The following is a 23,728-nucleotide window of genomic DNA, read 5'->3' as shown; positions in this document are numbered from 1 at the left end:
ATAAACAATAAGGCCCGGTACCTCAAACTTAAAAAGTTGTACGGTTTTTCGTATAAAACACTATTATTACCATGAAAAGGAGGTGCTTTGTATGAAATATCGTACAAAACAGACCTTTCCTCCTTGCGGATTCCAGTCGATATCCTCATGCTGCGGGTTCTGCTTTCGGCTTATAAGACATTTTAAAGCACCAGTATATTATTTCTTTACATAATCTGTTATACTTTTTATATCGACATGAGAGCATGTCAAAAATAAGCTTGTGGGAAGAGTGAGGTGCCTGGTCTATGACACCGCGAACGAAAGAACAAAATGAAGAGATCCGGCTGCGTCGTATCCGCGAGATTTTACAGGCTGCGGCGGAGGTATATCTGGATAAGGGGATTCTGCTGGAGATCCGCGATGTGGCGGCTGCGGCAGGACTGGGTTATGGCACGGTATACCATTATTACAATAACAAGAATGATCTTGTATCAGATATGCTATATCAGGCGCTGGAGAGAGCTGAGGAATTATGGGTTGGTGAGCTGTCCCCGGACGGGAGATCAGACTCTGGCGGCATGGCAACGGCTTCTGTTGGTGAGGATAGGAGTCCTCGTGGCGAGGAAAGGGGTTCTTTGCGTGTTATGGAACGGCTGAGAGAGGCGTGTTCAGTATTGCTCCATGCCTGGGAAAGAGATCGGGCTCTTTTTCTGGCTTGTTATCTGGGGACGGATCAATACCGGATGCTCCAGCCGGAGACAGCAGCGCGATTGTCCCCTGCTTACCGTTCCGCCGTGCTGCTGCCGCTGGTTTCCCAGGTAGAAGCTATTCTGGTACAGGAAGCAGCGCATACTAGTAATGTACAGCATAGAGCTGAGGCAGAGCGTCAGGGGGAATGGCTGCTGGCCGCGCTTGCCGCCTGTGCATTGCCTTCGATCCGGCGGGGCGCCTTGAAGGGTGAGATGGAAGAGCTTATCCGCTTTGCGGCAGGAAGAGGATTTGTATGAAAATAAGCGGATTGATCAAGAATTGAATCAGAAGCAGAGTGGGGAGATGAACCAATATGATCACATTGAAATCCATGCGGGAAATTGAAGAAATGAAGCGGGCCGGCGAGGTCGTGGCGGCCTGCCACCGGGAGATTGCCAAATCGATCGTTCCGGGAAGAACCACACAGGAACTGAATGACATGATCGCCCGGCATATCGAGGAGCTTGGCGCCAAGCAATTTACGAAAGGATACAACGGCTTTCCGGCGGAAACCTGTATGTCTGTCAATGATGTGATTGCGCACGGCTTTCCTTCTTCCCGTCCGTTGGTGGACGGGGATTTGCTCAAAATCGATATTGTAGCCGAATATGAAGGCTGGTTCGGTGATTCATGCTGGTGCTATACGGTTGGCACGCCTTCCCCGGCCGCGGAGAAGCTGCTGCAGGTAACCTATGAATGTCTGGAGCTGGGGATTTCCCAAGCCTTTCCCGGGAACCGGCTTGGCGATGTGACATCGGCTATTCAGCGGCATGCTGAATCCCACGGCTATGGGGTGGTAAGGGATCTGCTCGGGCATGGCATCGGCCGACAGCTGCATGAAGAGCCCGAATATGAGCATGTTGGAGTACCTGGAAAAGGCATTCGTTTGAAGGAGGGAATGGTGTTCACTATCGAGCCGATGATTAATGAAGGCACCTTCCGAATCCGGATTGATGAGGATGGATGGACAGCCCGAACGGCTGACGGCAAGCTGTCGGCGCAATTTGAACATACGATTGCAATTACTAGCGAAGGGCCGTTGATTCTGACAGCTCAATAAAAAGACGATCAAAGACCGTCCCGAGGCAGCGTGATGCTGTGGTCGCGGCGGTCTTTTTTTGTATATCGGCGTATCCAGTATTAACCTGTTGACGGATGAGAATATTTGTTCGTATTATGAATATAATAAGAACAAGTGTTCCGGGCGGCGAACAACTGCCTTAAAGAAACCTCAATACGACAAAGCTGGTGATTCGGAAATGTCTAACATCATTTTTCTTGTGGACGGACAGTCTTTTTATGCCTCCATTGAAAAAGCAGCTCATCCGGAATATTACAACAAGCCTGTAGCTGTAGGTGATCCGTCTCGCCGATCGGGAATTATCTTAGCAGCCTGTCCTCTTGCCAAGTCAAGAGGGGTTACTACCGCGCAACGTGTCGGAGAAGCATTAGCCCTCTGTCCTGATTTGGTAGTTATTCGCCCCAGAATGCAGCGCTATATCACCATATCTTTATTAATTACGCAAATATTTGAATCCGTAACAGATCAAGTTGAGCCCTACAGTATTGACGAGCAATTTTTGGATGTAACAGGTTCTATATCCCTATGCGGGTCTGCAGATGAGATTGCTCAATGGATTCAGTGGCAAGTAAAACTATCGACGGGGGTATGGTCCAGGGTCGGGATGGGTCCTACAAAAATCCTAGCCAAGATGGCAACGGATAATTTTGCGAAAAAAAGGCAGGACGGTATTTTTAAATTGGGCTTTGAAAATATGGAGAGGGATTTGTGGCCCTTGCCGATTCACCAGATGTTTATGGTCGGCTCCCGTATGACCAAGCATTTTCGCCATATGGGTCTAAACACCATAGGTGATATTGCCCGTCTGGAGTTAGGCCAATTTAAGCAAATGATGCGCAGGGAGTTCCGAAAGCAATCCGATATTCAATCAGAGTACTACTGGCAAATTGCGAACGGTAAGGATTCCAGCCCCGTAGTCTCCTCCATTCGCGGTGCGTTGAAATCAATAAGCCACGGAAAAGCCTTGAGGAGCAGCTTGTACGGGCGCCTGGAGGATATTGAAGTTGTCTTGCTTGAGCTGGTGATCGAGGTTTGCCGGCGGGCGCGCAGGCATGGTTATCAAGGCCGGGGCGTGTCTGTTGGAGCAGTGGAGACGGACGGGGAGAAGACTTTCTCGTTTAGCCGTCAGATGACGTTGCATCAACCCACCTCATTAACCCATGAGGTTGCCCAGGCCGCTCGAAAGCTGTTCCTGGATCACTGGAACGGGCTGCCGGTAAGCCGTTTGCATATTTCGTTAACACAGCTGTCGGACGATCGAATTGATCAATTGACTCTGTTTGAGGATAGGAACGCTGCCTATGCAGTTGAACGGGCTACCGACCGCATTAAGGAACGGTATGGCAGCGATGCGATTATCAGAGCCTCTTCGTTGGTGGAGGCTGGTGTAGCACGAGAGCGTGCAGGTCAGATTGGGGGGCATTTTAAATGAGCAAGCTTGATGGAAATGAGAGATGGAAGTCGAAGATGCTTTTAACGGAACACCAGGAGCAGTATGAGAACCGGAATAAGCATCCTCAGACAGGAAGGGTCACGACGGAAGAGCTCACGATGATTCGGGACGCTATTATGTTTCCCTATATGTTGACCATGTGTGAGAAGAGTTTGCAGGATCTTCGGATTTCAACTCATTTATTTAAGCAAATCCATGAACAATTCATTCAAATCATAATGAAGGACATCTCCAGAGATTTGTCCAAAACCAATCGGGAATTAAGGCAACGGAACATAAAAATATTTAGCGATGAGACCCATGACGGAATTATTTATCATCGTTATATTTGCCGCGGCTATGAGGATCGGTTTGGTATTGTGAGAGAAGTATTGCGGTCCGAGATCAGCGTCCGCTTTACGAAATACTCGATGCGTATTCTCTCTCAATTAAACAGGGAGGAGCAGTCTATTTAACTAGGTTGCAAAGCTGATTATAGTGCCGCCGATAGCGCCGGCAATGACAATAACCCACGGCGGAGCTTTCCAAAAAACGAGCATCAAAAATAAAATAGACGCCAGCGCAAAATCGGCAGGGGCTAGGATCGCCGTAGTCCAAAGCGGATTATACAGCGCCGCCAACAAGATGCCTACCACTGCTGCATTAATTCCGATTAAGGCACCTTGAACTTTAGCGTTTTTGCGCAAAGTGCTCCAGAAGGGAAGTGCTCCTACGATTAAAAGAAAGGCAGGAAGAAAAATGGCTGCCGTAGCAATTAAGGCGCCCTTCCCTCCGCTTATCATCATTCCCAAATATCCGGCAAAGGTGAATAAGGGGCCGGGCACAGCTTGAGCCGCACCATATCCTGCTAAAAAGTCGGATTCGCTGATTAAGCCTGTAGGTACAACTTCCCGCTCCAGCAACGGAAGAACGACATGGCCGCCACCAAAAACAAGCGATCCTGACCGGTAAAAGCTATCGAACAAAGACAGCCAATCCGAATCAGCAAATTGCCTCACGAACGGCAGAAAAATCAGGAGTCCAAAAAAGACGGCTAAGCAGAGGACAGCAAAGCCGCGGCTAACGGGAATGTTCAAGTCTGCTGTTTCAGAGATTAGCGTTTTCTTGTACAACATGATGCCGATTATGCCTGCAATAGCAATAAGCAGAACCTGATTAAAAGCAGTCTGCCATAAAAGAGTTATGGATGTGCTAATAATGGCAATGGTTGCTGTATTCCGATCAGAAATAAGTTTTTTACCCATGCCAAGGATGGCTTGAGCGACAATGACAACAGCGACAATCTTAAGACCATGAATCCAGCCTGCACTCCCAATATCAAACCCTTGCAAAAGAAGGGCGAACAGGACGAGCGCGATGACCGATGGAAGCGTGAAGCCAAGCCAAGCGGTCAGTCCGCCGAGCAGTCCTGCACGGATGACGCCGATTCCGATGCCTACCTGACTGCTGGCAGGACCAGGAAGAAATTGACACAGTGCAACCAGATCGGCATAGCTTCGCTCGTCCAACCATTTGCGGCGGCGAACATACTCGTCATGAAAATACCCCAGATGAGCGATGGGGCCTCCGAATGAGATAAGACCAAGTTTAGTTGATACAGCCAGCACTTCAAGAAATGATCGCAACTTATTTCTATATCCCTGACGGGCTGTGATTTTATGATTATTCACGCCTGTTACTCCTCCTTTATCGTCAATTCCGACACGGACGCAAGCTGCCTAATGTGATTCTACGTGAAAATAAATTATCAGACAATCATAAGTGGATAATCCTATGCCCTCAGGAAGTGATTTTTGTTATAATAGGGTCAGAGTACGCAGAGAAATGGAGAGATAGCATGATATTACATAAAGGAGACATCTTGTTCCGGCAAGGAGATGAGGGGAATTATTTATATCACATCAAAAGCGGATTGTTCAAGGTGACCCGACTTCATGAGAACGGAAATATCGTGCTGTTTAATATCCTGTATCCCGGGGAGACGGTTCCCCATCATTCTCTGATCTCGCCGCAGGATGCGCACGGAACGGCTATCGCCTTAATCAAGAGCGAGGTAGAGATGATCCCGGCCCAGAAATGGTACAAGGAGCTGGAGGAGGATCCTGCGAAAACGATGGATGTAGCCCGTCTGCCGCAGGAAAAGGTCAGGTTCATGCAGGAACGGCTTGATCATTTGACGATCGGTACCCCTGCCGAACGACTGGAGCTGCTATCGGGCTGGCTTGGCCGGCACGCGAACGGAGCGCCGCTTACGGAGTATTTGACACAGGAAGAAATCGGACAATTTATCGGCGTGCGGCGGGAGACTGTCAATCGGTTATTGCGCCATCATAACTAAAAAAAGATGGAAGCTGCTAAGCTGTTTAGTCATTAAAATTTTTGTGTTATAATAAGATAAGACAAAAACAGAAAGGATCAGGATACCATGTGTTCCCGAAGGACAAATTCCCCAAGGACGATTTGGAAACGTTATGATCTCTCTTACACTTAGCTTGTTTCGTGGAGCGTCGGTTTATGGCCAACAATCCTACGAAAGAAGCGTGTAATCATGCGAAGGATGAATTCCTCAAGAGCCTTCTTACACGTAGGGTTGGACCATAAAGTCAACCAATCTGCGATAAGAGGGATATCAAATGAGGAACATAACAAAATGGAAAATTAACAGTAGACAGTTACTCATCATGTTGTCAGGTTCGTTTTTATTGGCATTTTCTTACTATCATATTAATTTTCAGAATGGCCTGTCGGAGGGCGGATTTGTTGGACTTGCGCTATTGGGTAAATATTTGTTTGATTTGCCGCCTGCACTGACAATGCTTGTGCTGGATATTCCGATCTTTATATTAGCTGTATGGCTGAAGGGCCGGAAATTCATTGCACATACGCTTATTGCCTCGATGTCGTTTTCGTTATTTTATGAATTATGTGACAGCTTCTCGCCGCTGCGGATGGACTTTGGTTCCAATCTGTTGATGGCGGCGCTATTCTCCGGATTGCTAACCGGCTTGGGTGCGGGTCTGGTTATCCGTGCAGGGGGCGCAACAGGCGGGGACGACATTTTATCGCTCATGATAAGTCAGTGGACCGGTTTAAAGATCGGCACCGTGTTCATGGCGATGGATGCCATCGTGCTCGTTGTCTCGTTGTTATATTTACCATTGAAAGAGACGATGTTTACAATATTGGCGGTCATGATCGCCGGACAGATGATTACATGGACCGTACAGTTTGGACACAGAGCTGCTGCTCCGCGGCGTCCGGTTACTTACGGCATGAAGAAGAAAACGGCTTAAGCCTTCTGGGCTTGAGCCGTTTTTTTGTGACTACAGAGAAGATCATAGAACAGGACCTAGACCACGGCAACGATAAACAGCACCCATCCGGCAAGAAAGCAGAGTCCGCCAAGCGGCGTAATTGCACCCAGCTTCCGGATTCCTGTCAGACTAAGCACATACAGACTCCCGGAGAACAGCACGATTCCGGCAGTCAACAACCAGCCGGAGACAGTGATCTGAGAAGTATTCACCGTATCTCCCTGCACAGTACCGAGAAGAAGCAGGCCGAGTCCATGTGCGATCTGGTATTGGATTCCTGTCTGGTAGTTCTTCATACGATCCGGAGTCAATTTGTCTTTCAGGGCATGGGCCCCGAAGGCTCCGAGCGCTACGGCAAGGAACATCATGATTCCGCCGAGCACGAGCAATGTATGCATCGATCATCACCTCATTGCTATTTGTTCTCGAATAAATACAGGTATTCGCCGTAGCCTTCCGCCTCCATCTTCTCTTTCGGTACGAAGCGAAGCGCGGCGGAATTAATGCAGTAGCGAAGTCCGGTAGGTTCGGGGCCGTCCTCGAATACATGCCCCAGGTGGGAATCCCCTTCCCGGCTGCGCACTTCCGTGCGGATCATGAAATGGCTGGTATCTGTCTTTTCCTTGATGCTGTAGGAACGCAAGGGACGGGTAAAGCTCGGCCAGCCGCAGCCGGCATCATATTTGTCGAGCGAGCTGAACAGCGGCTCTCCGGATACGATGTCCACATAGATTCCTTCATCCGTGTGGTTCCAGTATTCGCCGGTAAAGGGACGTTCAGTAGCATTTTTTTGCGTGACCTCGTATTGGATAGGTGTGAGGCGCGTCTTCAACTCCTCCGGATTGGCGGGACCCGACCAATGACGATCAATGAAGTCTTCCCGGCCCGAGCCCTTGCGATAGCGTTTGTAATGTCCGGGATTCTTACGATGGTAGTCTTGATGATAGTCCTCAGCGGCATAGAATGGGGCAGCCGGCAAAATCTCTGTTACAATCGGCTTGTCAAAACGGCCGCTGGCGGCAAGCTCTGCCTTGGAATGCTCCGCTTCTACCCGCTGTTGCTCACTATGGTAGAAAATAGCTGTCCGGTACGATTCTCCCCGATCATGGAATTGCCCGCCTTCATCCGTCGGGTCAATCTGCTGCCAGAATAGCTCCAGGAGCTTTTGGTAAGGAAAGATGGCCGGATCGAACGTAATCTGTACGGCTTCATAATGGCCCGTATCTCCGGCGCAGACTTCCTCGTATGTCGGATTGGCGGTACGGCCGCCGGTATAACCGGATACGATCCCGTGTATTCCGGGAAGCTCTTCAAAGGGCGAAACCATGCACCAGAAGCAGCCTCCTGCAAAGGTGGCCAGCTCGCGGCCGGAAGATTGCGGTATATTCATGCTGATCCCTCCATTTTCATTTGGCATCATTAATAACAGGCTGGAACTTGCTCCGGCTTCCAGTATAACGTTTTTTGCCCCAAAACTGAAAGCTGTCCAGGGTCTTTTTTTAATATATACCCAAAATACAGTTACCAGCAGAAGCACCAGCATATATCCGAGAGCTGCCTTTAACGCCGTTTTCGGCTCCTCCCATAAAGATGCGCCCAGGAAGGCGTAGAAAAACACGCTTGGCAGCTTGCCCACAACAGAGGCGGCCAGATAGGTGAAGAAGGGGATGTTATAAGCTCCCGAATAGATATTGATTGCCGTTTGGGGGAATACCGGCGTTAATTTACACAAGACGATTGTGGCAAATGGACGCTGTTCGATAACCTTGCTGATCCGCTCCAGCGGCTTGAGTCTTTCCGTCCAGCGTGAGGCCACATCCCGGAAACCGTAGGCCGCTCCGGCGTAGACTAGCGCTCCGGCTAGCGTAGAACTGATCAGGGTGATCATTCCCCCGAATAATCCTCCCAGCATATATCCGGCAGCGGCAATAACGACGCGGTAGGGCAGGATTGGAACAAAGGCGAGCAAGGTCGATAGAGCTAACAGGCTCCAGAGCGGAGGATCGCCCGTGATCCATCCATTAAGCTCCTCCTTGAACAGGTAAGCCAAGGCAAAAGCAAGGGCATACACTGTGAGTACGATCCATTTTCTCATAACGGCTCCTTTCCGCCCATCCATGATACAAAGTCTTCCCTTAATTAAATCTAGCGTATTCTTCATGGCCATGCTATAATTACTAAGAATTTTATATGCATGGTTCCCAAAGGGGAGTAGCTTACTACAATAAAGTCGTCATGACGGGTTCACACCCCGGCTTTATTGGCAACCTGTCGTTGTTAGCGAGACCTTTGCCTGATGCGAGTATTGGGTGAAGGTCTTTTTATTTTGTATAAAATAAAATGCACCTGTGCCCGGTTTAACGAGCAAAGGTGCATTTTTTCATATCGAAAGCCGGAACCGGATCGTAGGAGAGGAGAGAGAATATGGAGTTATTGACGTTGGAGTTCTGGACAGCCTTGCTATCCATCGTTCTGATCGATCTTGTGCTTGCAGGTGACAATGCGATTGTAATCGGGCTTGCTGCGCGCAATGTTCGAAAGGAGGACCAGAAGAAGGTTATTGTATGGGGAACTATAGGGGCGATCGTGGTTCGGGTGATCATGACCCTGCTTGTTCTGGAGCTGCTCAAGCTCCCGGGGTTACGGCTTGCCGGCGGACTGGCTTTGATCTGGATTGCTTATAAGCTTCTGGTTGACGATAAAAGTCATGATATTAAGAGCGGGGACCGCATGTGGGCGGCTATCGGTACGATTATCGTTGCCGATACCATGATGGGTTTGGATAATGTACTCGCGGTTGCGGGCGCTGCGGATGAAGACATTCTGCTGGTGGTATTTGGTCTGGCCATTTCCATACCGATTATGGTGCTGGGAAGCACGATGATTCTGAAGCTGACAGAGCGCTTCCCGGTCGTCATCACGATCGGAGCGGCCGTGCTGGCGTGGACGGCGTCCAAAATGCTGGTTGCTGAGCCGTTGATTCTTGACTGGTTCGCTAGCGGCTGGATCAAATACGGATTTGAAATGGTTATTATAGCTCTTGTTGTAGGCTTGGGACTTTTAATGAAGAAGAAGCTTGAGCGCGAGCGCGAAATTCAGCAAATGCTGAATCAAGGCAACCTCCCGCTGTAGTTATACGTGTTACAGGGAAGAACCTTTCTCCATTCCGGGGAAAGGTTCTTCTTATTTTTGGAACATAGACTCCGCAGACAAAGTCAGGATTCCACTGGCGTGCGGGCATGCTGGCGGAATTGTTTGGGCGACATCCCGAACCGCTTCCGAAATACCCGGTGAAAATAATTGTAGTTTGGAAAGCCGGAGCTTTCCGCTACATGCTCCAGGCTAAGCGGGCTGAAAATGATTCTTTCCCGCGCCATATTCAGGCGGACCTCGAGCGTGTACTGAATAATGCTGGTGTCGAATGTTTCTTTAAACAGATGCACCGCCCGCGAGACGCTAATACCGGCATAGGCCGCCGCATCCTCCAGGCGAATCGGCTCAGCCGCATTCTCTTCAATATAATTCTTAATCCGGTGGGCAAGATAAGTGGGATAGGTCCGGGTTGGCTGTTGGAGCAAATTCCGGTCAATATCCGTACACAGAATCTTTAAGTAATACTCTGCGATTTCAGGAGAAGGATTGGAGATTCGCTGCCGCTCCAGCATAATTTGCCGGAAAGCCCCGACAACCCCCTCTGACAGCGGAAGCCGGATAATGCGGGGACGGGGCTGTTTCTGCCACCACTCCTCAATCCATTCCCCTGAAGGGAAGATATGATAGTCTCCGCTGTTAATTAACGGAGGTCCCTGTGACTGAGCGCCGATGGCAGGCTCGCCTTCAATCCGCAGCTCGTAGGGCTGTCCGGGGGCGACAAGCAGCAGGTCGCCGGGCTCCAGCCGCTCCAGCTTCCCTTCAATACGGGTGCGGCAGCGGCCTGTAGTCTGCAGTCGTATTAGATAATTCTCCAGCCCTTCCGGCTGGAAAATATGAAACGGCTTGCTGTGAAGAGAATAGCCAGCGGTCAGAATTTGCAGTTTTTTATTGTCCAAAAATGCCACTCTCCCAAGTGCTAAAAAAAATAATGACCAGATTGTTCATGTTTCAATCATATTATTCATTTTACTGTAAAGCAATTTGGAATACCATGTAGAAGAATTGATCAATTCGTTTAATAAAAGATTGAGGTGATAATTTTGACACAAGTTGGTCTTCAGCTTTATACAGTTCGCGATGCCATGGAACAGGATTTTGAAGGAACCTTGCGCAAGATTGCAGCACTGGGATATCAAGGGGTGGAATTTGCGGGATACTTCGGCCGGACAGCCGAGCAGGTCAAGGCTATTCTAGATGAAACCGGTTTGATTGCTTTGGGAGCGCATACACCTTTTGTTAGATTGCGCGATGCGCTTGATGAGGAGATTGCGTTTAATAAAGCGATCGGCAACACTACATTGATCATGCCTTACTTGGGAGAGGAAGATCGTCATCGCTGGCATGACATTTTTGAGGATATGGATAAGATCGGTCAACGCTGTGCGGATGCGGGGGTTACCTTCTGCTATCATAATCATGAATTCGAGCTTACACAGCATCTGGATGGCCAGCCTGTATTGGACGTAATGTTCTCGAAGCTGCCTGCAGAACGTCTGCAAATGGAGCTTGATAGCTGCTGGGTTCATTATGCAGGGCTTGATCCGGTTGCTTATATAACCAAGTATGCGGATCGTCTGCCGCTGGTTCACTGGAAGGATATGGCGAAGCGCGAGGATGGCTCGGCCGAGACGGTAGAGCTGGGGCATGGCGAAGTCGATATTAAGGCGATTGCGGATGCCGCAATCCAAGCGGGAGCAACCTGGCTGGTGGTTGAGCAGGATTACTGTGCCGGCAATCCGCTCGACTGTATTGAAGAAAGTATGAAATGGATACGCAATTATGCGAATAACGGGGGGAACATTCATGTCTAAGAAGTTGAAGGTAGCGGTTGTGGGTTGTGGAGGGATTGCTAATAACAAGCATTTGCCGGCTTTGGCGAAGCTTGAAGAGGTAGAATTGGTTGCATTCTGCGATATCGTTGAAGAGCGTGCGGAGAAAGCCGCAAAGGAATTCGGAACAGCAGAAGCTAAAGTATATACGGACTTCCGCAAGTTGCTTAGCGAGACGGATGTCGAGGTTGTCCATGTGTGCACTCCGAATGATTCCCATGCGGAAATTACGGTAGCCTCTCTGGAGTCCGGCAGACATGTCATGTGTGAGAAGCCGATGGCCAAGACCGCCGAGCAGGCGAGACAAATGCTGGATGCGGCGAAGCGTACCGGCAAAAAGCTCAGCATCGCTTACCAGAACCGTTTCCGCAGCGACAGCTTGTATCTGAAGCAGCTGTGCGAGCAAGGAGAGCTCGGAGACATTTACTACGGGAAGGCGCTTGCGCTCAGACGTCGTGCAGTACCTACCTGGGGCGTATTCCTTGATGAAGAGAAGCAAGGCGGAGGTCCGTTGATCGATATCGGCACCCATGCCCTTGATCTGACACTTTGGCTTATGGACAATTATGAGCCAAAGAGCGTTACCGGTTCAGTCTTCCACAAGCTGGGCGGCCGCGAAAATGCAGCCAATGCCTTCGGTCCCTGGAATCCGGAGGAATTCAAGGTTGAGGATTCCGCTTTCGGCTTCATTACTATGAAGAATGGAGCGACCATATCGCTTGAATCGAGCTGGGCGCTGAATGTCATTGATTTTGGCGAAGCAAGAACACTGCTTTGCGGAACCGAAGGCGGAGCAGACATGAATGACGGTCTTCGCCTGAATGGCGAAAGAATGAGCCGCCTGTATGAGACGAAGGTAGACTTCGGCAGCGGAGGCGTGGCCTTCTTCAGCGGCGAGCAGGAGACCGATTCCTTGCGGGAAGCCAGATCCTGGGTTCAAGCCATTCTGGAAGATAAAGAGCCGCTCGTGAAGCCGGAGCAAGCATTGGTCGTTACTGAAATTCTGGAAGCGATCTATGAATCGGCAAGAACGGGCAAGACCGTATATTTTGATTAATTCGGCGGACACGCAAATGACAGGAGGCTATTGAAATGAAATTAGGCATATTTCTGGTTCTATTCGGAGGCCGGCCGCTGGAGGAAGCGCTGGACCTGGTTGCATCCAAAGGAGTTAAGGCTGTAGAGATCGGGACTGGAGCGTATCCAGGGGATGCGCATTGCAAGCCGGATGAGCTGCTGGAGAGCAAGACAGCGCGTGAGAACTTCAAGAAGGCCGTTGAAGCTCGCGGCTTGACGATCAGTGCATTGAGCTGCCACGGTAATCCGCTCCATCCTCAGAAGCATATCGCTCAAGGCTTTCATGATACCTTTGTAAAGACGGTGCAACTCGCCGAGCTGCTGGAGGTTCCGGTGGTGAATACGTTCTCGGGTTGCCCGGGAGATCATGAGGATGCCAAATATCCGAACTGGCCTGTAGCGCCGTGGCCGAATGATTACCAGGAAATTCTGGACTGGCAATGGACGAACAAAGTGATCCCTTACTGGACAGAATGGGGAAAATATGCGGCAGACCACCACGTTAAGATTGGTCTGGAACTGCATGGGGGCTTCTCGGTACATACGCCGGGAACACTGCTTCGTCTGCGCGAAGCGGCAGGTGAAGTCATCGGAGCGAACCTGGACCCAAGCCATATGTGGTGGCAAGGCATCGATCCGGTTCAGGCGATCTCTATCTTGGGCCGGGCGGGCGCGATTCATCATTTCCATGCCAAGGATACGACGATTGACCCGGTCAATGTGCATCGTCATGGAATCACGGACATGCAGTCCTATACCTTGATGCAGGACCGCGCATGGCAGTTCCGTACGGTCGGCTATGGTCATGATCTGAAGACCTGGGCGGACATGATCAGCGCGCTTCGTCTCTATGGCTATGACTATGTCGTGAGCATTGAGCATGAAGACGGCCTGATGTCGATTGAGGAAGGCTTCTCGAAGGCTGTTAAGAATCTGCAGCAGATTATGATTGAAGACTCCGCTGCGGAGATGTGGTGGGTCTAATACGTTCTATTTCTTCATTTGGATCTTGGCGGCTGCCTTTCGCAGCCGCTTTTTCATGTGCGGATGAATCGGGTATAATAACAAATACTGGAGCGGTTAAAAAGGGATTCACCTGTATGCATTCCGCATAAATTGTGGTACTATGAAATATACTAACGATTCGTAAGTTATTAACCGGCTATGTAGAAAGTATGAGGTGAGATTAACATGGAAGAGCATCATACGGCGATGTGTCCCCGGTTTGAATCCGCTTTCGTAATTTTGGGTAAACGCTGGAATGGCCTGATTATCCGCACCTTGCTTAGCGGCCCGAAGCGGTTCAAGGACATCTCTAACGGGATTCCAGCGATGAGCGACAAGATGTTGTCCGAGCGTATGAAAGATTTGGAGACCGAAGGAATTGTTATTAGGCATGTTTATCCGGAAACTCCCGTAAGAATTGAGTATGAGCTTACAGAAAAGGGAAGAGCGCTGAATCCAGTCATGGAGCAAGTACAGTGCTGGGCAGAGCAGTGGATTGAGTAAGCTGTGACGTGCCGTATTCGTGTGGCGAAGCGGCACGAAATATAATGAAAGTAGGTGTACTTGTGGCTGAGGTAATCGTAATCGGAGCGGGACCTGCAGGTTCAAGCGCGGCGTTGTTTCTGGCCAAGGCGGGCAAAGAAACCTTGGTGCTCGACAGCAATGCCAGCATGACAAAGCGGGCCTGGATTGAGAACCACTATGGAGCCAAGGATATCAGCGGTCCGGATTTGCTGAAGATCGGCCGGGAGCAGGCTCAGAAGGCGGGGGCAAAGTTCATTGAAGAGAAAGTGACCGTTGTCGATACGAACGGAGGCTCCAAGGTGACCGTGAAGACGGAATCCGGAAGAAGCTACGAGGCCTCTCATGTCATCCTGGCTACGGGTGCATTGACAGAGTTGGCGGCTTCGATCGGTCTGGGGCTGAAAGAGGGCCGCGAGCCGCGCATTAAAGCGGTGGTAGAGACCGACGGTTACGGGAGAACGAGCAACCCTCGGGTCTGGGTTGCAGGCACGCTTGCCGGCGTAAGCGTTCACACGATTATTACAGCCGGAGACGGAGCCAAGGTGGCGATTGAGCTGTTGAGTGAATTGAACGGCGAACGCTACGTAGATCACGATATACTGAAATCATAAAAGTACGTGCCAGACTTTCCGTAAGCTAGCGCTTGCGGAAAGTCTTTTTTCATTTTTGACATATTTATTGTGACTCCACGCACAAACATTAATTTGTCCATCCCGCAAACTAAATAAAGGGATTGTGAAATTATACACTTGAAATGTGAAAAATATCACAATTAATTTAAAATTTCAAATGTATAATTTGTATGTAATCTGAAGGAGCGGAGCTCCAATAGAGAACAACGAGGTTGAGGAGGTAGTTCTACGATGAACGCAGCAAAAGAGAAACTGGTGGTAATTGGAAACGGGATGGCCGGAATCAGCACCGTGGAGCAAATTTTAAAGTTGACTACGAAATTCGATATTACTGTCTTTGGGAGCGAGCCTCACCCGAACTATAACCGGATCATGCTGTCCTATGTGCTTGAAGGAAGCAAGACCATCGACGATATCGTCCTGAATGATCTGCAGTGGTATGAAGATAACGGGATTAAGCTCCATATGGGTACGGCTGTATCCAGAATCGATGAGCAGAGTAAGGAAGTCGTAACCGAGCAGGGCATGAGAGTTCCTTATGATAAGGTGTTGATCGCAACAGGCTCGAATTCATTCATTCTGCCAATCCCAGGCAGCGACAAGGAAGGTGTTGTCGGCTTCCGGGATATCGCGGACTGTAATCAGATGCTGGAAGCGGCGAAAACTTACCGTAAAGCAGCTGTCATCGGCGGGGGCTTGCTGGGACTGGAGGCGGCAAAGGGTCTGGTTCAATTGGGAATGGACGTCACGGTGGTTCACCTGATGGAGGACTTGATGGAGCGTCAGCTTGATCACCAGGCCGCATCCATGTTGAAGGGAGAGCTGGAGCGTCAAGGCATTAAATTTAAAATGGGCGCGCAAACGTCCGAGCTTCTGGGGGATACCCGGGTCAGCGGATTGCGTTTTGCCGACGATACGGTGCTGGAAGCGGAGTTCGTCGTGATGGCAGTCGGTATCAAGCCGAATGTGGCTGTAGCCCGGGAAAGCGGCATCGCCGTCAATCGGGGGATCATAGTGAATGACTATATGCAGACTTCGATGGAAGGCGTCTATTCCGTAGGTGAATGCACGGAGCACCGGGGAACCTGTTACGGCCTGGTAGCGCCGCTATTTGAACAAGGCTCTATTCTTGCTAAGCATATCTGTGGAGTGGATACCGCCCCATATGAGGGGTCCGTCATGTCCACGAAGCTGAAAATATCAGGTGTCGATGTATTTTCTACCGGCGTATTTATCGATGGACCGGAGCATACGGTCATTTCCAATAAAGATGACTGGAAACGCACCTACAAGAAAATCCTGCTGCAGGACGGTATCATCGTAGGCGCAGTATTGTTCGGTGATATCGATGATGCAAATGAGCTTCAGAAGCTGGTGAAGAACAAAGCAGAGATGACCGACGAGCTGTATGCTTCTCTGATGGGTACAGGTTGCAGCGGAGGCGGAAAGAAGACAGCTGCTGTTGAGACCATGCCGGATGAAGAGATCGTCTGCGGCTGTAATGGGGTAACCAAAGGAACGATTGTAGATGTCATTACCAATCAAGGCTTGACTACTGTCGACGAAATCAAGGCTTGTACCGGGGCGACCCGTTCTTGCGGAGGCTGTAAGCCCGTTGTAGAGCAGATTTTACAGTATGTGCTTGGCGACGGCTTTACTGCGGCTGCCAAGCAGGGCATCTGCGGCTGCACCACCCTCAGCCGGGATGAAATCGTAGCAGAGATTCAGGAGAAGGGTCTGCAGACGACGAAGGAAGTCATGAACGTCCTTGGATGGAGCCAACCGGAGGGTTGCTCGAAATGCCGTCCGGCACTGAACTACTACCTTGGAATGCTGCATCCTGACACCCATGAGGACGAGAAACCATCCCGTTTTGTTAACGAGCGGATGGCGGCCAATATCCAGAAGGACGGAACGTATACAGTCGTGCCGCGGATGTATGGCGGAGTTACAACGCCGGAGGAACTCAAGCGCATTGCAGACGTATCGTTGAAGTATGATGTGAAGGTTGTCAAGGTAACCGGCGGTCAGCGTCTTGATCTGATCGGCGTGAAGAAGGAAGACCTGCCTAAGGTATGGGAAGAGCTGGATATGCCCTCCGGTTATGCCTATGCCAAGTCGCTCCGTACGGTAAAAACCTGCGTAGGCTCGCAGTTCTGCCGCTTTGGAACTCAGGATTCCATGGGGATGGGCGCGATTCTGGAGCGTAAGTTCGAACGGCTTGATTTCCCGGCCAAATTCAAGCTGGCAGTTAACGGCTGTCCGCGGAACTGTGCGGAATCGTGCACGAAGGATATCGGGATCGTCGGAAATGATGGCGGATGGGAGATTTTTGTCGGCGGGAACGGTGGTATCAAGGCACGTCTTGCAGATCCGCTCTGCAAGGTGAAGACGGATGATGAGCTGATCGAAATTGTTGGCGCAATTATGCAGTACTATCGTGAGAGCGGCAATTACCTAGAGAGAACCTCGGAATGGGTGGAACGGATCGGATTAGATGCGATTAAAGCGAATGTCGTTGATGATCACGAGAACCGGAAGGCATTGATGGAACGAATCGAGTTCGCACTGCAGCAGGTAGAAGACCCTTGGAAGAAGATGCTGAATGATACCGAGCATCGAGAGAAGCTGTACAATCGCCTGGAAATGAGCAATCAGCTGTAAATCGTGACATGGAGAGGAGAATGAAATATGAACATGGAGAAAGAGAGCAATCTGAAATTCTATGCCGCAGGGTCAGTGGATGAGTTCCTCCTGCAGATCGGGCGGGTCGTAGAAATCAACGGGCAGGAAATCGCCGTCTTCCCGCTTTCCGATGGACGAATCTTTGCCGCTTTGAACCAGAGTCCGCATCCGAAAGGCGGGCCGCTTGCGGAAGGGATCTTGTCGGGACATTACCTGTATGATCCGCTGTACGATTGGAAGATTGACTTGACTACCGGGTTGGTGCAGGCTCCCGATACGGGCCGGGCTAGCATGTGTCCGGTGAAGGTAGAGAACGGTCAAGTATGGATCGCATTGGAGCAGCAGCTCCAAACGACATAAACGGAGGGGATCTCCATGTTTACACAAAATGTTGAAGCCATCGTAGAAGCCGCGGTTAAAAAAAGAGACTTGATGAACGAGAGCCTGCCGAGATATATGGTGGCAGCCATGCTAGCCGGCGCTTATGTCGGCCTCGGAATTATTCTGATCTTCTCGGTGGGCGCACCGCTTGCAGCGATCAAGTCGCCGTTTCAGCCCATGGTGATGGGCATGTCCTTCGGGATTGCCCTGACCCTGGTTATCTTTGCAGGCTCCGAGCTCTTCACCGGCAATAACATGTTCTTTACGGCAAGCACCTTAGCGGGTAGAACGACAATCGGGGATACAGCCAAGAACTGGATGCTGGTATTCCTCGGAAATCTTGCGGGGGCTGTTGTTCTCAGTCTCCTGATCGTCGGCTCCGGGCTATTCAAGGCTGCGGGGCCGGAGCATCTGATCTTTGCCGCATCCGCTAAGAAGATGGGAGCTCCCGTCATGGAATTGTTCTTTCGCGGCATTTTGTGTAACTGGCTCGTCTGTCTTGCGATCTGGATGAGCAATCGGGCCAAGGACGATATCAGCAAGCTGATTCTGATCTGGTGGTGTCTTTATGCCTTTATCGCAAGCGGCTATGAGCACAGTGTAGCGAATATGACGCTGCTCAGCCTTTCCTTGCTGCTTCCTAATCACCCGGATACCGTTACGCTGGCCGGCTGGTTGCATAATATGATTCCGGTGACACTCGGCAATATCGTTGGCGGCGCCATCTTCGTCGGTATGGCTTACTGGTTCATCTCACCGGTTCGCAAGAAGGAGAAGGCACGTAAAGCGGCTTAAGTCATCTGCGTACTGGGGCAACGTGTGAAGTGTGCTTACGAAGTAGCTTTCTTACAGAAAGCTTGTAACACTTCACACTTATACCCTTTTAACGTAGATTCTTCGGCTTTATAGGTACCGGATGCACTGCACTCTCTATGAGACTGAAGGGCAGGCGTGTGGTGACACCCGTACCGTCCCACCGCGCGCTGGGAGCTACGCGTGGTGCATTACAAACAGTAAATAGACACACCGTATCATCATTGGGTGATACCCCAATTTGCAACAAGTCGACAGAGCAAGGGTTATTCAAGTAGATTCTGCATAATACCGACCAAGTACGCATGAGTTACCTTGCACCGAGCGCAGCTTCCAGCGTGTGGTGTTTTGCGGTATGACGGTGATCGGTCGTCCGCATGAAATATGAATCTTACGCATACAGTGAAAAAAGTTACCTTAAATTCAGTGGAAATGATAGAAATGCGGATATAGTGAAATTTTTTCGCTTAAAGTGAGCTATACCGTGGGTTTAACTAGATACTGGATATCTAAGGTAAATTTTTTCACTAAAATTGGATTCGAGTGCCGAATGAAGAATTTAAGGTAAAAAATTTCACTGGAGCATGACCGGAATGAGGCTGAACAAGTGGGAGGAGTAAAGCTCGGAACAAGACTGGAAGGTCTAGTCGGATAACGAAGTTCCGCGTTCCGCACAAGGCCGAAGCAACGTGCGACTGGGGTAACTCCAGGTGCCAGTGTTCCATGGGGCTGTGCGTAAACTGAATCGCGCAGGCCTCCATTTGTGATTTCTAGCCTAAGGCGGGCCTGGCAGCAAGGGGAAGTTGGGAGAAGGCTATTGGCGCGCGGAGTATCCTGCGTGCATGCCACAGGCTTCAAGCTTACTGTAATGCTATCGTGGCGCAGTCATGTGCAGTTAGCATAGCAGTTGAACTCATAAGGCGAAGTAGCCAGGGCAAAAGTGTGAAGGTAAAAGCTTTCTGCAAGAAAGCTGCTTCGAAAGCATAGAGCGTCAGCGTTTGCCTTTGTGAGAAGATTTCTCCACTGTTAGAATTTAGTCCAATCATAGAAATCCGTGAACAACAGCGAACGTAGCAACTCTTCACACGTTGCCCCACTTAACTGGCCCTCTCATGTTTAACTGCTCCCCGTGTATTGCACACTAACACAAACAGGGCGTCCCGACAGAACAAGTCTGTTGGGCGCCCCTTTTTAGTAGTTTGTTACGCCGCCAGCGAGGAGGGACTAGATCCGGCAGATTTCATTCGGACAGAGCTCGCAGTGACAAATATCCTGCAGCATTACCAGGTCCTTAATAACAATCATGCCGTTATCATACTCCAGCGCATCCTTCTTACGAAGATCACTCAGCATCCGGTTGACGCTTTCACGGGTCGCGCCAATCATATTGGACAAATCCGTATGGGTGATTTTCTTATTGATTAGAATGTTCTCCCCATGCTGTTCACCGTAAGTATTGCTTAGACGAATCAGAGTAGAGCAAAGCGCGCCCGGCTTCCCGTACATCATCAGGTCGCGGAATTTCGTCTGTGTCAATCGGTGATGGATGCCCATCCATTTCATGAAATCAATCGCAAAATCACAGTGCTGGCAGATCATGATCTCCAGATCCTTCTGCTCGATGACGCCAACCTCACTGTCCTCAATGACTTCAGCAGTGAAGCTGTGCTTGGTGCTAAAGAAAGGATCCGCCTGACCCACCATATCTCCGCGGCCGTACATGTAGAGGATCAGCTCTTTGCCTTCATCGGTAGACTTGGTCAGCTTGACGCGCCCGCGCTTAACATAAAATAGTTTATCGGAAAAGTCGCCTTCCCAGAAAAGATGCGTTCCCTCAGGGTACGCTTTTTCTTTCATCGTGACAAGGAGACGGTTGAAGTTTTGCTCGGTAAAACAGCTCGTATTGCCGCGGGGCAGAGTGACGCTCATCATTTCGCTCATTATGAATTTCCCCTTTGTGTTCCAAATTTTTCTGAAAATTTTAAATTAATTATATAACTTTTTTAGAGTTTTGAGACGCTTAGAAGTCCTTAAAAAGTGTCGAAATTTCAACATTGTGACTAATTTCACTTTAATGGAGAAATGATATTTCTCACAATACAAGAAAAAGAATAAGGAGTCAAAGTCAAAAACTGTAAATTGCGCCTGAAAATTTGAACATTCTACTGAAAGTTTTCATTTACTTTAAAGTACGTGAAAAAATTCACTATACAAACCGAAAAAGCTGTGATATGCTTTAACCATAAAGAGAAGCGCAAAGCTTCATAAGGACACACCTTTAAGTGAAAAAAATCACTAACATAAGAGGTTGTCCATTCCACCTTAGGAGGATGAGAGAAATGGCCGTTAAGAACGAAGTGAAAGCAAACACGGAGCCTACCGCACAAGACTACATCCAGACATTGATCGACAAGGGGAAGAAAGCATCCGAAGCGTTCATGAGCATGACCCAGGAGCAAATCGACCAGATCGTACAGGCTATGGCACTGGCAGGACTTGACAAGCATATGTACCTTGCCAAGATGGCGGTCGAAGAAACCGGACGCGGTGTATACGAAGACAAAATTATCAAGAACATGTTTGCAACGGAGTATATCCACAACAGCATCAAATACAACAAGACCGTCGGCGTGATTGAAGATAATCCTTATGAAAGCTTCCAGAAGATCGCTGAGCCTGTCGGTATCATCATGGGAATTACGCCGGTGACCAACCCGACATCCACTACCATCTTTAAAGCGATGATCGCGATCAAGACACGCAACCCGATTATCTTTGGTTTTCATCCATCTGCACAACGCTGCAGTGCGGAAGCTGCCAAGATTCTGCTCGAAGCTGCCGTGAAGCATGGTGCGCCTGCAGATTGTATTCAATGGATCGAGAATCCTTCGATGGACCGTACCAATGCGCTGATGAATCATCCTGACGTAGCCTGCATTCTGGCAACCGGCGGATCTGCGATGGTTAAAGCGGCTTACAGCTGCGGCAAACCGGCGCTCGGCGTAGGTCCTGGTAACGTTCCTTGCTTCATTGAGAAGACCGCCGACCTGGATCAAGCGGTGAACGATTTGATTCTCTCGAAGACGTTTGACAATGGCATGATCTGTGCCTCGGAGCAAGCGGTTATTATCGAAGAACCTATTTTTGACCAAGTGAAAAAGAAAATGATCGCAAACGGCTGCTACTTCGTTAATAAGGAAGAGGCTGCAAAATTGACTGCCGGAGCTATCATTGCTGATAAATGTGCCGTAAATCCAAGCATCGTAGGTCAACCTGCTGTGAAAATCGCTGAAATGTGCGGTATCGACGTGCCTGCAGGAACAAAGATTCTCGTCGCTGAAATCGAAGGCGTAGGACCTAAATTCCCATTGTCCGCTGAGAAGCTGAGCCCGGTATTGGCCTGCTACAAAGTAAAAACAGCTGAACAAGGTATCGCACGCGCACTGGAAGTGGTTCAATTCGGAGGCATGGGGCATTCCTCGGTTATTCATTCCAATAATGAAGAGATCATTCAGAAATTCTCGGACAGCATGCCTACCTGCCGGATTTTGGTGAACCAGCCTTCGTCGCAAGGCGGTATCGGTGATATCTATAATACGAACCTGCCGTCCCTGACACTCGGCTGCGGATCTTATGGACGCAACTCGACATCGTCGAACGTAACGGCTATCAATCTGATCAACGTGAAAAGGGTGAATCGTCGTACCGTGAATATGCAATGGTTCAAAGTGCCGGGAAAAATCTATTTCGAGAAAAATTCGACCCAATATCTTGCTAAAATGCCGGATATCAGCCGCGTATTGATTGTAACGGATCCGATGATGGTTAAACTGGGTTATGTAGAAAGAGTGGAGCACTATCTCCGTCAACGCCAAACGCCGGTAGCGATTGAAGTGTTCTCGGATGTAGAACCGGATCCGTCGACAACTACGGTTGAACGCGGGACTGAGTTAATGGCTAAATTCCAACCCGATTGCATCATCGCTCTCGGTGGCGGATCGCCAATGGATGCTGCCAAGGGCATGTGGCTGTTCTATGAATATCCGGATACCGAGTTCCATAATCTGAAGCAAAAATTCATGGACATTCGCAAACGGACTTACAAATATCCTCATCTGGGACAAAAGGCGAAGTTTGTAGCAATCCCGACAACTTCGGGTACAGGGTCGGAAGTAACGCCATTCACAGTTATTACTGACAAGATCAATGGCAACACCAAATATCCATTGGCAGACTATGAGCTGACTCCTGATGTAGCGATTATTGATCCTGAATTTGTATATAGCTTGCCTAAAACAGCGGTTGCTGATACAGGCATGGATGTGTTGACACATGGGATCGAAGCCTATGTATCGGTGATGGCGAATGACTTTACGGACGGACTGGCAATTAAGGCCATTCAACTGGTGTTCCAATACCTGGAGAAATCGGCGCTGACTGGCGACAAGCTGGCTCGTGAAAAGATGCATAACGCTTCAACGCTGGCAGGTATGGCATTTGCGAATGCATTCCTGGGTATTAACCACAGCCTTGCACACAAATGGGGCGGGCAGTACCATACCGCTCATGGTCGTACCAATGCGATCTTGCTGCCGCACGTCATTCGCTACAATGCGAAGAAGCCAACCAAGTTTGCAGCATGGCCTAAATACACTAACTTTGTAGCAGATGAACGCTATGCGGAAATCGCCCGGATTCTCGGACTGCCTGCCCGTACAACAGAGGAGGGCGTGAAGAGCCTGATCAACGCCATCCGTGATCTGAACAAGAAGCTCGGGATTCCGGCAAGCTTCCAGGAGCTAGGATTTGACGCAAATGACTTCGAGTCGCGGGTAGATTATCTGGCAGACCGTGCCTTTGAAGATCAATGTACGACAGCCAATCCTAAGCTGCCATTGGTTACGGAACTGGCGGAGGTTTACCGCGATGCCTTCTACGGAAGATTTGAAGAATAAGTGAACAAATAGAATGAAAAAAGTGACAAATATCACCTTGAAAGTGATATTTGTCACAATCTTTATATGGGGATTATTATAATATAAAGCTAT

21 protein-coding genes and 1 pseudogene are annotated in these 23,728 nt (G+C 49.5%); 16 read left to right on the top strand and 6 right to left on the bottom strand.

From position 1 onward, the window contains the following. Positions 1–287 precede the first annotated feature (287 nt). The 4 genes from TX85_RS11015 (at position 288) to TX85_RS11000 (ending at position 3,721) form a co-directional block, all read left to right on the top strand. The gene (locus TX85_RS11015) at positions 288–989 is read left to right on the top strand and encodes a TetR/AcrR family transcriptional regulator (RefSeq protein ID WP_044479164.1); all 702 of its coding nucleotides are present in this window, start codon (positions 288–290) and stop codon (positions 987–989) included. 56 nt (positions 990–1,045) lie between these two features. After that, entirely contained in the window at positions 1,046–1,792 is a 747-nt protein-coding gene (map, locus tag TX85_RS11010) for a type I methionyl aminopeptidase (protein WP_044479163.1), read from the top strand. 199 nt (positions 1,793–1,991) lie between these two features. Continuing rightward, positions 1,992–3,245, top strand: a complete 1,254-nt coding sequence (locus tag TX85_RS11005; protein WP_044479992.1) for a DNA polymerase IV — start codon at positions 1,992–1,994, stop codon at positions 3,243–3,245. After that, entirely contained in the window at positions 3,242–3,721 is a 480-nt protein-coding gene (locus TX85_RS11000) for a hypothetical protein (RefSeq protein ID WP_044479162.1), read from the top strand. Before TX85_RS11005 ends, TX85_RS11000 begins: the two co-directional genes overlap by 4 nt. Here the strand turns inward: TX85_RS11000 and TX85_RS10995 are convergent, their stop codons facing one another. Beyond that, positions 3,722–4,936 (bottom strand): chromate transporter, encoded by a 1,215-nt coding sequence (locus TX85_RS10995; RefSeq protein ID WP_101781137.1) that lies wholly within the window; start codon positions 4,934–4,936, stop codon positions 3,722–3,724. A 167-nt stretch (positions 4,937–5,103) separates the two neighbouring features. Here TX85_RS10995 and TX85_RS10990 point away from each other — a divergent pair, with 167 nt between their 5' ends. Further along, the gene (locus TX85_RS10990; RefSeq protein ID WP_044479161.1) at positions 5,104–5,604 is read left to right on the top strand and encodes a Crp/Fnr family transcriptional regulator; all 501 of its coding nucleotides are present in this window, start codon (positions 5,104–5,106) and stop codon (positions 5,602–5,604) included. 295 nt (positions 5,605–5,899) lie between these two features. Further along, the gene (locus tag TX85_RS10985; RefSeq protein WP_044479160.1) at positions 5,900–6,559 is read left to right on the top strand and encodes a YitT family protein; all 660 of its coding nucleotides are present in this window, start codon (positions 5,900–5,902) and stop codon (positions 6,557–6,559) included. Between the two features lie 56 nt (positions 6,560–6,615). Here the strand turns inward: TX85_RS10985 and TX85_RS10980 are convergent, their stop codons facing one another. The 3 genes and pseudogenes from TX85_RS10980 to TX85_RS27955 all read right to left on the bottom strand — a co-directional run. Continuing rightward, positions 6,616–6,978, bottom strand: a complete 363-nt coding sequence (locus TX85_RS10980) for a DUF423 domain-containing protein (protein WP_044479159.1) — start codon at positions 6,976–6,978, stop codon at positions 6,616–6,618. 17 nt (positions 6,979–6,995) lie between these two features. Continuing rightward, the gene (gene msrB, locus TX85_RS27570; protein WP_233500743.1) at positions 6,996–7,970 is read right to left on the bottom strand and encodes a peptide-methionine (R)-S-oxide reductase MsrB; all 975 of its coding nucleotides are present in this window, start codon (positions 7,968–7,970) and stop codon (positions 6,996–6,998) included. 213 nt (positions 7,971–8,183) lie between these two features. After that, a pseudogene (locus tag TX85_RS27955) lies at positions 8,184–8,675 on the bottom strand (TVP38/TMEM64 family protein); the annotation flags it as partial. Between the two features lie 329 nt (positions 8,676–9,004). On the opposite strand from TX85_RS27955, the gene TX85_RS10970 reads away from it, so the two are divergent. Next, on the top strand, positions 9,005–9,712 hold the full coding sequence (locus TX85_RS10970; protein WP_044479158.1) for a TerC family protein: 708 nt from the start codon (positions 9,005–9,007) through the stop codon (positions 9,710–9,712). Between the two features lie 83 nt (positions 9,713–9,795). On the opposite strand, the gene TX85_RS10965 is transcribed toward TX85_RS10970, so the two are convergent. Further along, the gene (locus tag TX85_RS10965) at positions 9,796–10,629 is read right to left on the bottom strand and encodes an AraC family transcriptional regulator (protein ID WP_044479157.1); all 834 of its coding nucleotides are present in this window, start codon (positions 10,627–10,629) and stop codon (positions 9,796–9,798) included. Positions 10,630–10,773: 144 nt separating this feature from the next. Between TX85_RS10965 and TX85_RS10960 the strand changes: the two genes are divergently transcribed. The 8 genes from TX85_RS10960 (at position 10,774) to TX85_RS10925 (ending at position 18,662) form a co-directional block, all read left to right on the top strand. Then, a complete protein-coding gene (locus TX85_RS10960; protein ID WP_044479156.1) occupies positions 10,774–11,544 on the top strand; it encodes a sugar phosphate isomerase/epimerase family protein in 771 nt (256 codons plus the stop codon). Next, on the top strand, positions 11,537–12,619 hold the full coding sequence (locus TX85_RS10955; protein ID WP_044479155.1) for a Gfo/Idh/MocA family protein: 1,083 nt from the start codon (positions 11,537–11,539) through the stop codon (positions 12,617–12,619). The genes TX85_RS10960 and TX85_RS10955 overlap by 8 nt, the downstream gene beginning before the upstream one ends. Before the next feature lie 35 nt (positions 12,620–12,654). Beyond that, positions 12,655–13,623, top strand: coding sequence for a sugar phosphate isomerase/epimerase family protein (locus TX85_RS10950; RefSeq protein WP_044479154.1), 969 nt, complete (start codon positions 12,655–12,657; stop codon positions 13,621–13,623). Between the two features lie 207 nt (positions 13,624–13,830). Then, the gene (locus TX85_RS10945) at positions 13,831–14,148 is read left to right on the top strand and encodes a winged helix-turn-helix transcriptional regulator (protein WP_044479153.1); all 318 of its coding nucleotides are present in this window, start codon (positions 13,831–13,833) and stop codon (positions 14,146–14,148) included. 62 nt (positions 14,149–14,210) lie between these two features. Continuing rightward, on the top strand, positions 14,211–14,780 hold the full coding sequence (locus TX85_RS10940; protein WP_044479989.1) for an FAD-dependent oxidoreductase: 570 nt from the start codon (positions 14,211–14,213) through the stop codon (positions 14,778–14,780). Positions 14,781–15,032: 252 nt separating this feature from the next. Then, on the top strand, positions 15,033–17,465 hold the full coding sequence (nirB, locus tag TX85_RS10935) for a nitrite reductase large subunit NirB (protein WP_044479152.1): 2,433 nt from the start codon (positions 15,033–15,035) through the stop codon (positions 17,463–17,465). 33 nt (positions 17,466–17,498) lie between these two features. Then, positions 17,499–17,846 (top strand): nitrite reductase (NAD(P)H) small subunit, encoded by a 348-nt coding sequence (locus tag TX85_RS10930; protein ID WP_044479988.1) that lies wholly within the window; start codon positions 17,499–17,501, stop codon positions 17,844–17,846. A 15-nt stretch (positions 17,847–17,861) separates the two neighbouring features. Continuing rightward, positions 17,862–18,662, top strand: coding sequence for a formate/nitrite transporter family protein (locus TX85_RS10925; RefSeq protein WP_044479151.1), 801 nt, complete (start codon positions 17,862–17,864; stop codon positions 18,660–18,662). Between the two features lie 1,242 nt (positions 18,663–19,904). On the opposite strand, the gene TX85_RS10920 is transcribed toward TX85_RS10925, so the two are convergent. Continuing rightward, positions 19,905–20,621, bottom strand: a complete 717-nt coding sequence (locus TX85_RS10920) for a Crp/Fnr family transcriptional regulator (RefSeq protein ID WP_044479150.1) — start codon at positions 20,619–20,621, stop codon at positions 19,905–19,907. Positions 20,622–21,019: 398 nt separating this feature from the next. Between TX85_RS10920 and adhE the strand changes: the two genes are divergently transcribed. Next, positions 21,020–23,635, top strand: a complete 2,616-nt coding sequence (adhE, locus tag TX85_RS10915) for a bifunctional acetaldehyde-CoA/alcohol dehydrogenase (RefSeq protein WP_044479149.1) — start codon at positions 21,020–21,022, stop codon at positions 23,633–23,635. Positions 23,636–23,728: the final 93 nt, after the last annotated feature.

The organism is Paenibacillus antibioticophila (assembly GCF_000455265.1).
Taxonomy (GTDB): Bacteria; Bacillota; Bacilli; order Paenibacillales; family Paenibacillaceae; genus Fontibacillus; species Fontibacillus antibioticophila.
Note: the sequence above shows the minus strand (reverse complement) of the source record. Positions and strands in the feature narration are given on the sequence as shown.

Bases quoted from the DNA above. Each gene is read 5' to 3' on its own strand.
- TX85_RS10985 (WP_044479160.1), top strand. From the start codon at position 5,900: ATGAGGAACATAACAAAATGGAAAATTAACAGTAGACAGTTACTCATC.
- TX85_RS10980 (WP_044479159.1), bottom strand. From the start codon at position 6,978: ATGCATACATTGCTCGTGCTCGGCGGAATCATGATGTTCCTTGCCGTA.
- TX85_RS10945 (WP_044479153.1), top strand. From the start codon at position 13,831: ATGGAAGAGCATCATACGGCGATGTGTCCCCGGTTTGAATCCGCTTTC.
- TX85_RS11005 (WP_044479992.1), top strand. From the start codon at position 1,992: ATGTCTAACATCATTTTTCTTGTGGACGGACAGTCTTTTTATGCCTCC.
- TX85_RS10950 (WP_044479154.1), top strand. From the start codon at position 12,655: ATGAAATTAGGCATATTTCTGGTTCTATTCGGAGGCCGGCCGCTGGAG.
- map (WP_044479163.1), top strand. From the start codon at position 1,046: ATGATCACATTGAAATCCATGCGGGAAATTGAAGAAATGAAGCGGGCC.
- TX85_RS10925 (WP_044479151.1), top strand. From the start codon at position 17,862: ATGTTTACACAAAATGTTGAAGCCATCGTAGAAGCCGCGGTTAAAAAA.
- TX85_RS10970 (WP_044479158.1), top strand. From the start codon at position 9,005: ATGGAGTTATTGACGTTGGAGTTCTGGACAGCCTTGCTATCCATCGTT.
- TX85_RS10990 (WP_044479161.1), top strand. From the start codon at position 5,104: ATGATATTACATAAAGGAGACATCTTGTTCCGGCAAGGAGATGAGGGG.
- msrB (WP_233500743.1), bottom strand. From the start codon at position 7,970: ATGAATATACCGCAATCTTCCGGCCGCGAGCTGGCCACCTTTGCAGGA.
- TX85_RS10955 (WP_044479155.1), top strand. From the start codon at position 11,537: ATGTCTAAGAAGTTGAAGGTAGCGGTTGTGGGTTGTGGAGGGATTGCT.
- TX85_RS10930 (WP_044479988.1), top strand. From the start codon at position 17,499: ATGGAGAAAGAGAGCAATCTGAAATTCTATGCCGCAGGGTCAGTGGAT.
- TX85_RS10920 (WP_044479150.1), bottom strand. From the start codon at position 20,621: ATGAGCGAAATGATGAGCGTCACTCTGCCCCGCGGCAATACGAGCTGT.
- nirB (WP_044479152.1), top strand. From the start codon at position 15,033: ATGAACGCAGCAAAAGAGAAACTGGTGGTAATTGGAAACGGGATGGCC.
- TX85_RS11015 (WP_044479164.1), top strand. From the start codon at position 288: ATGACACCGCGAACGAAAGAACAAAATGAAGAGATCCGGCTGCGTCGT.
- adhE (WP_044479149.1), top strand. From the start codon at position 21,020: ATGGCCGTTAAGAACGAAGTGAAAGCAAACACGGAGCCTACCGCACAA.
- TX85_RS11000 (WP_044479162.1), top strand. From the start codon at position 3,242: ATGAGCAAGCTTGATGGAAATGAGAGATGGAAGTCGAAGATGCTTTTA.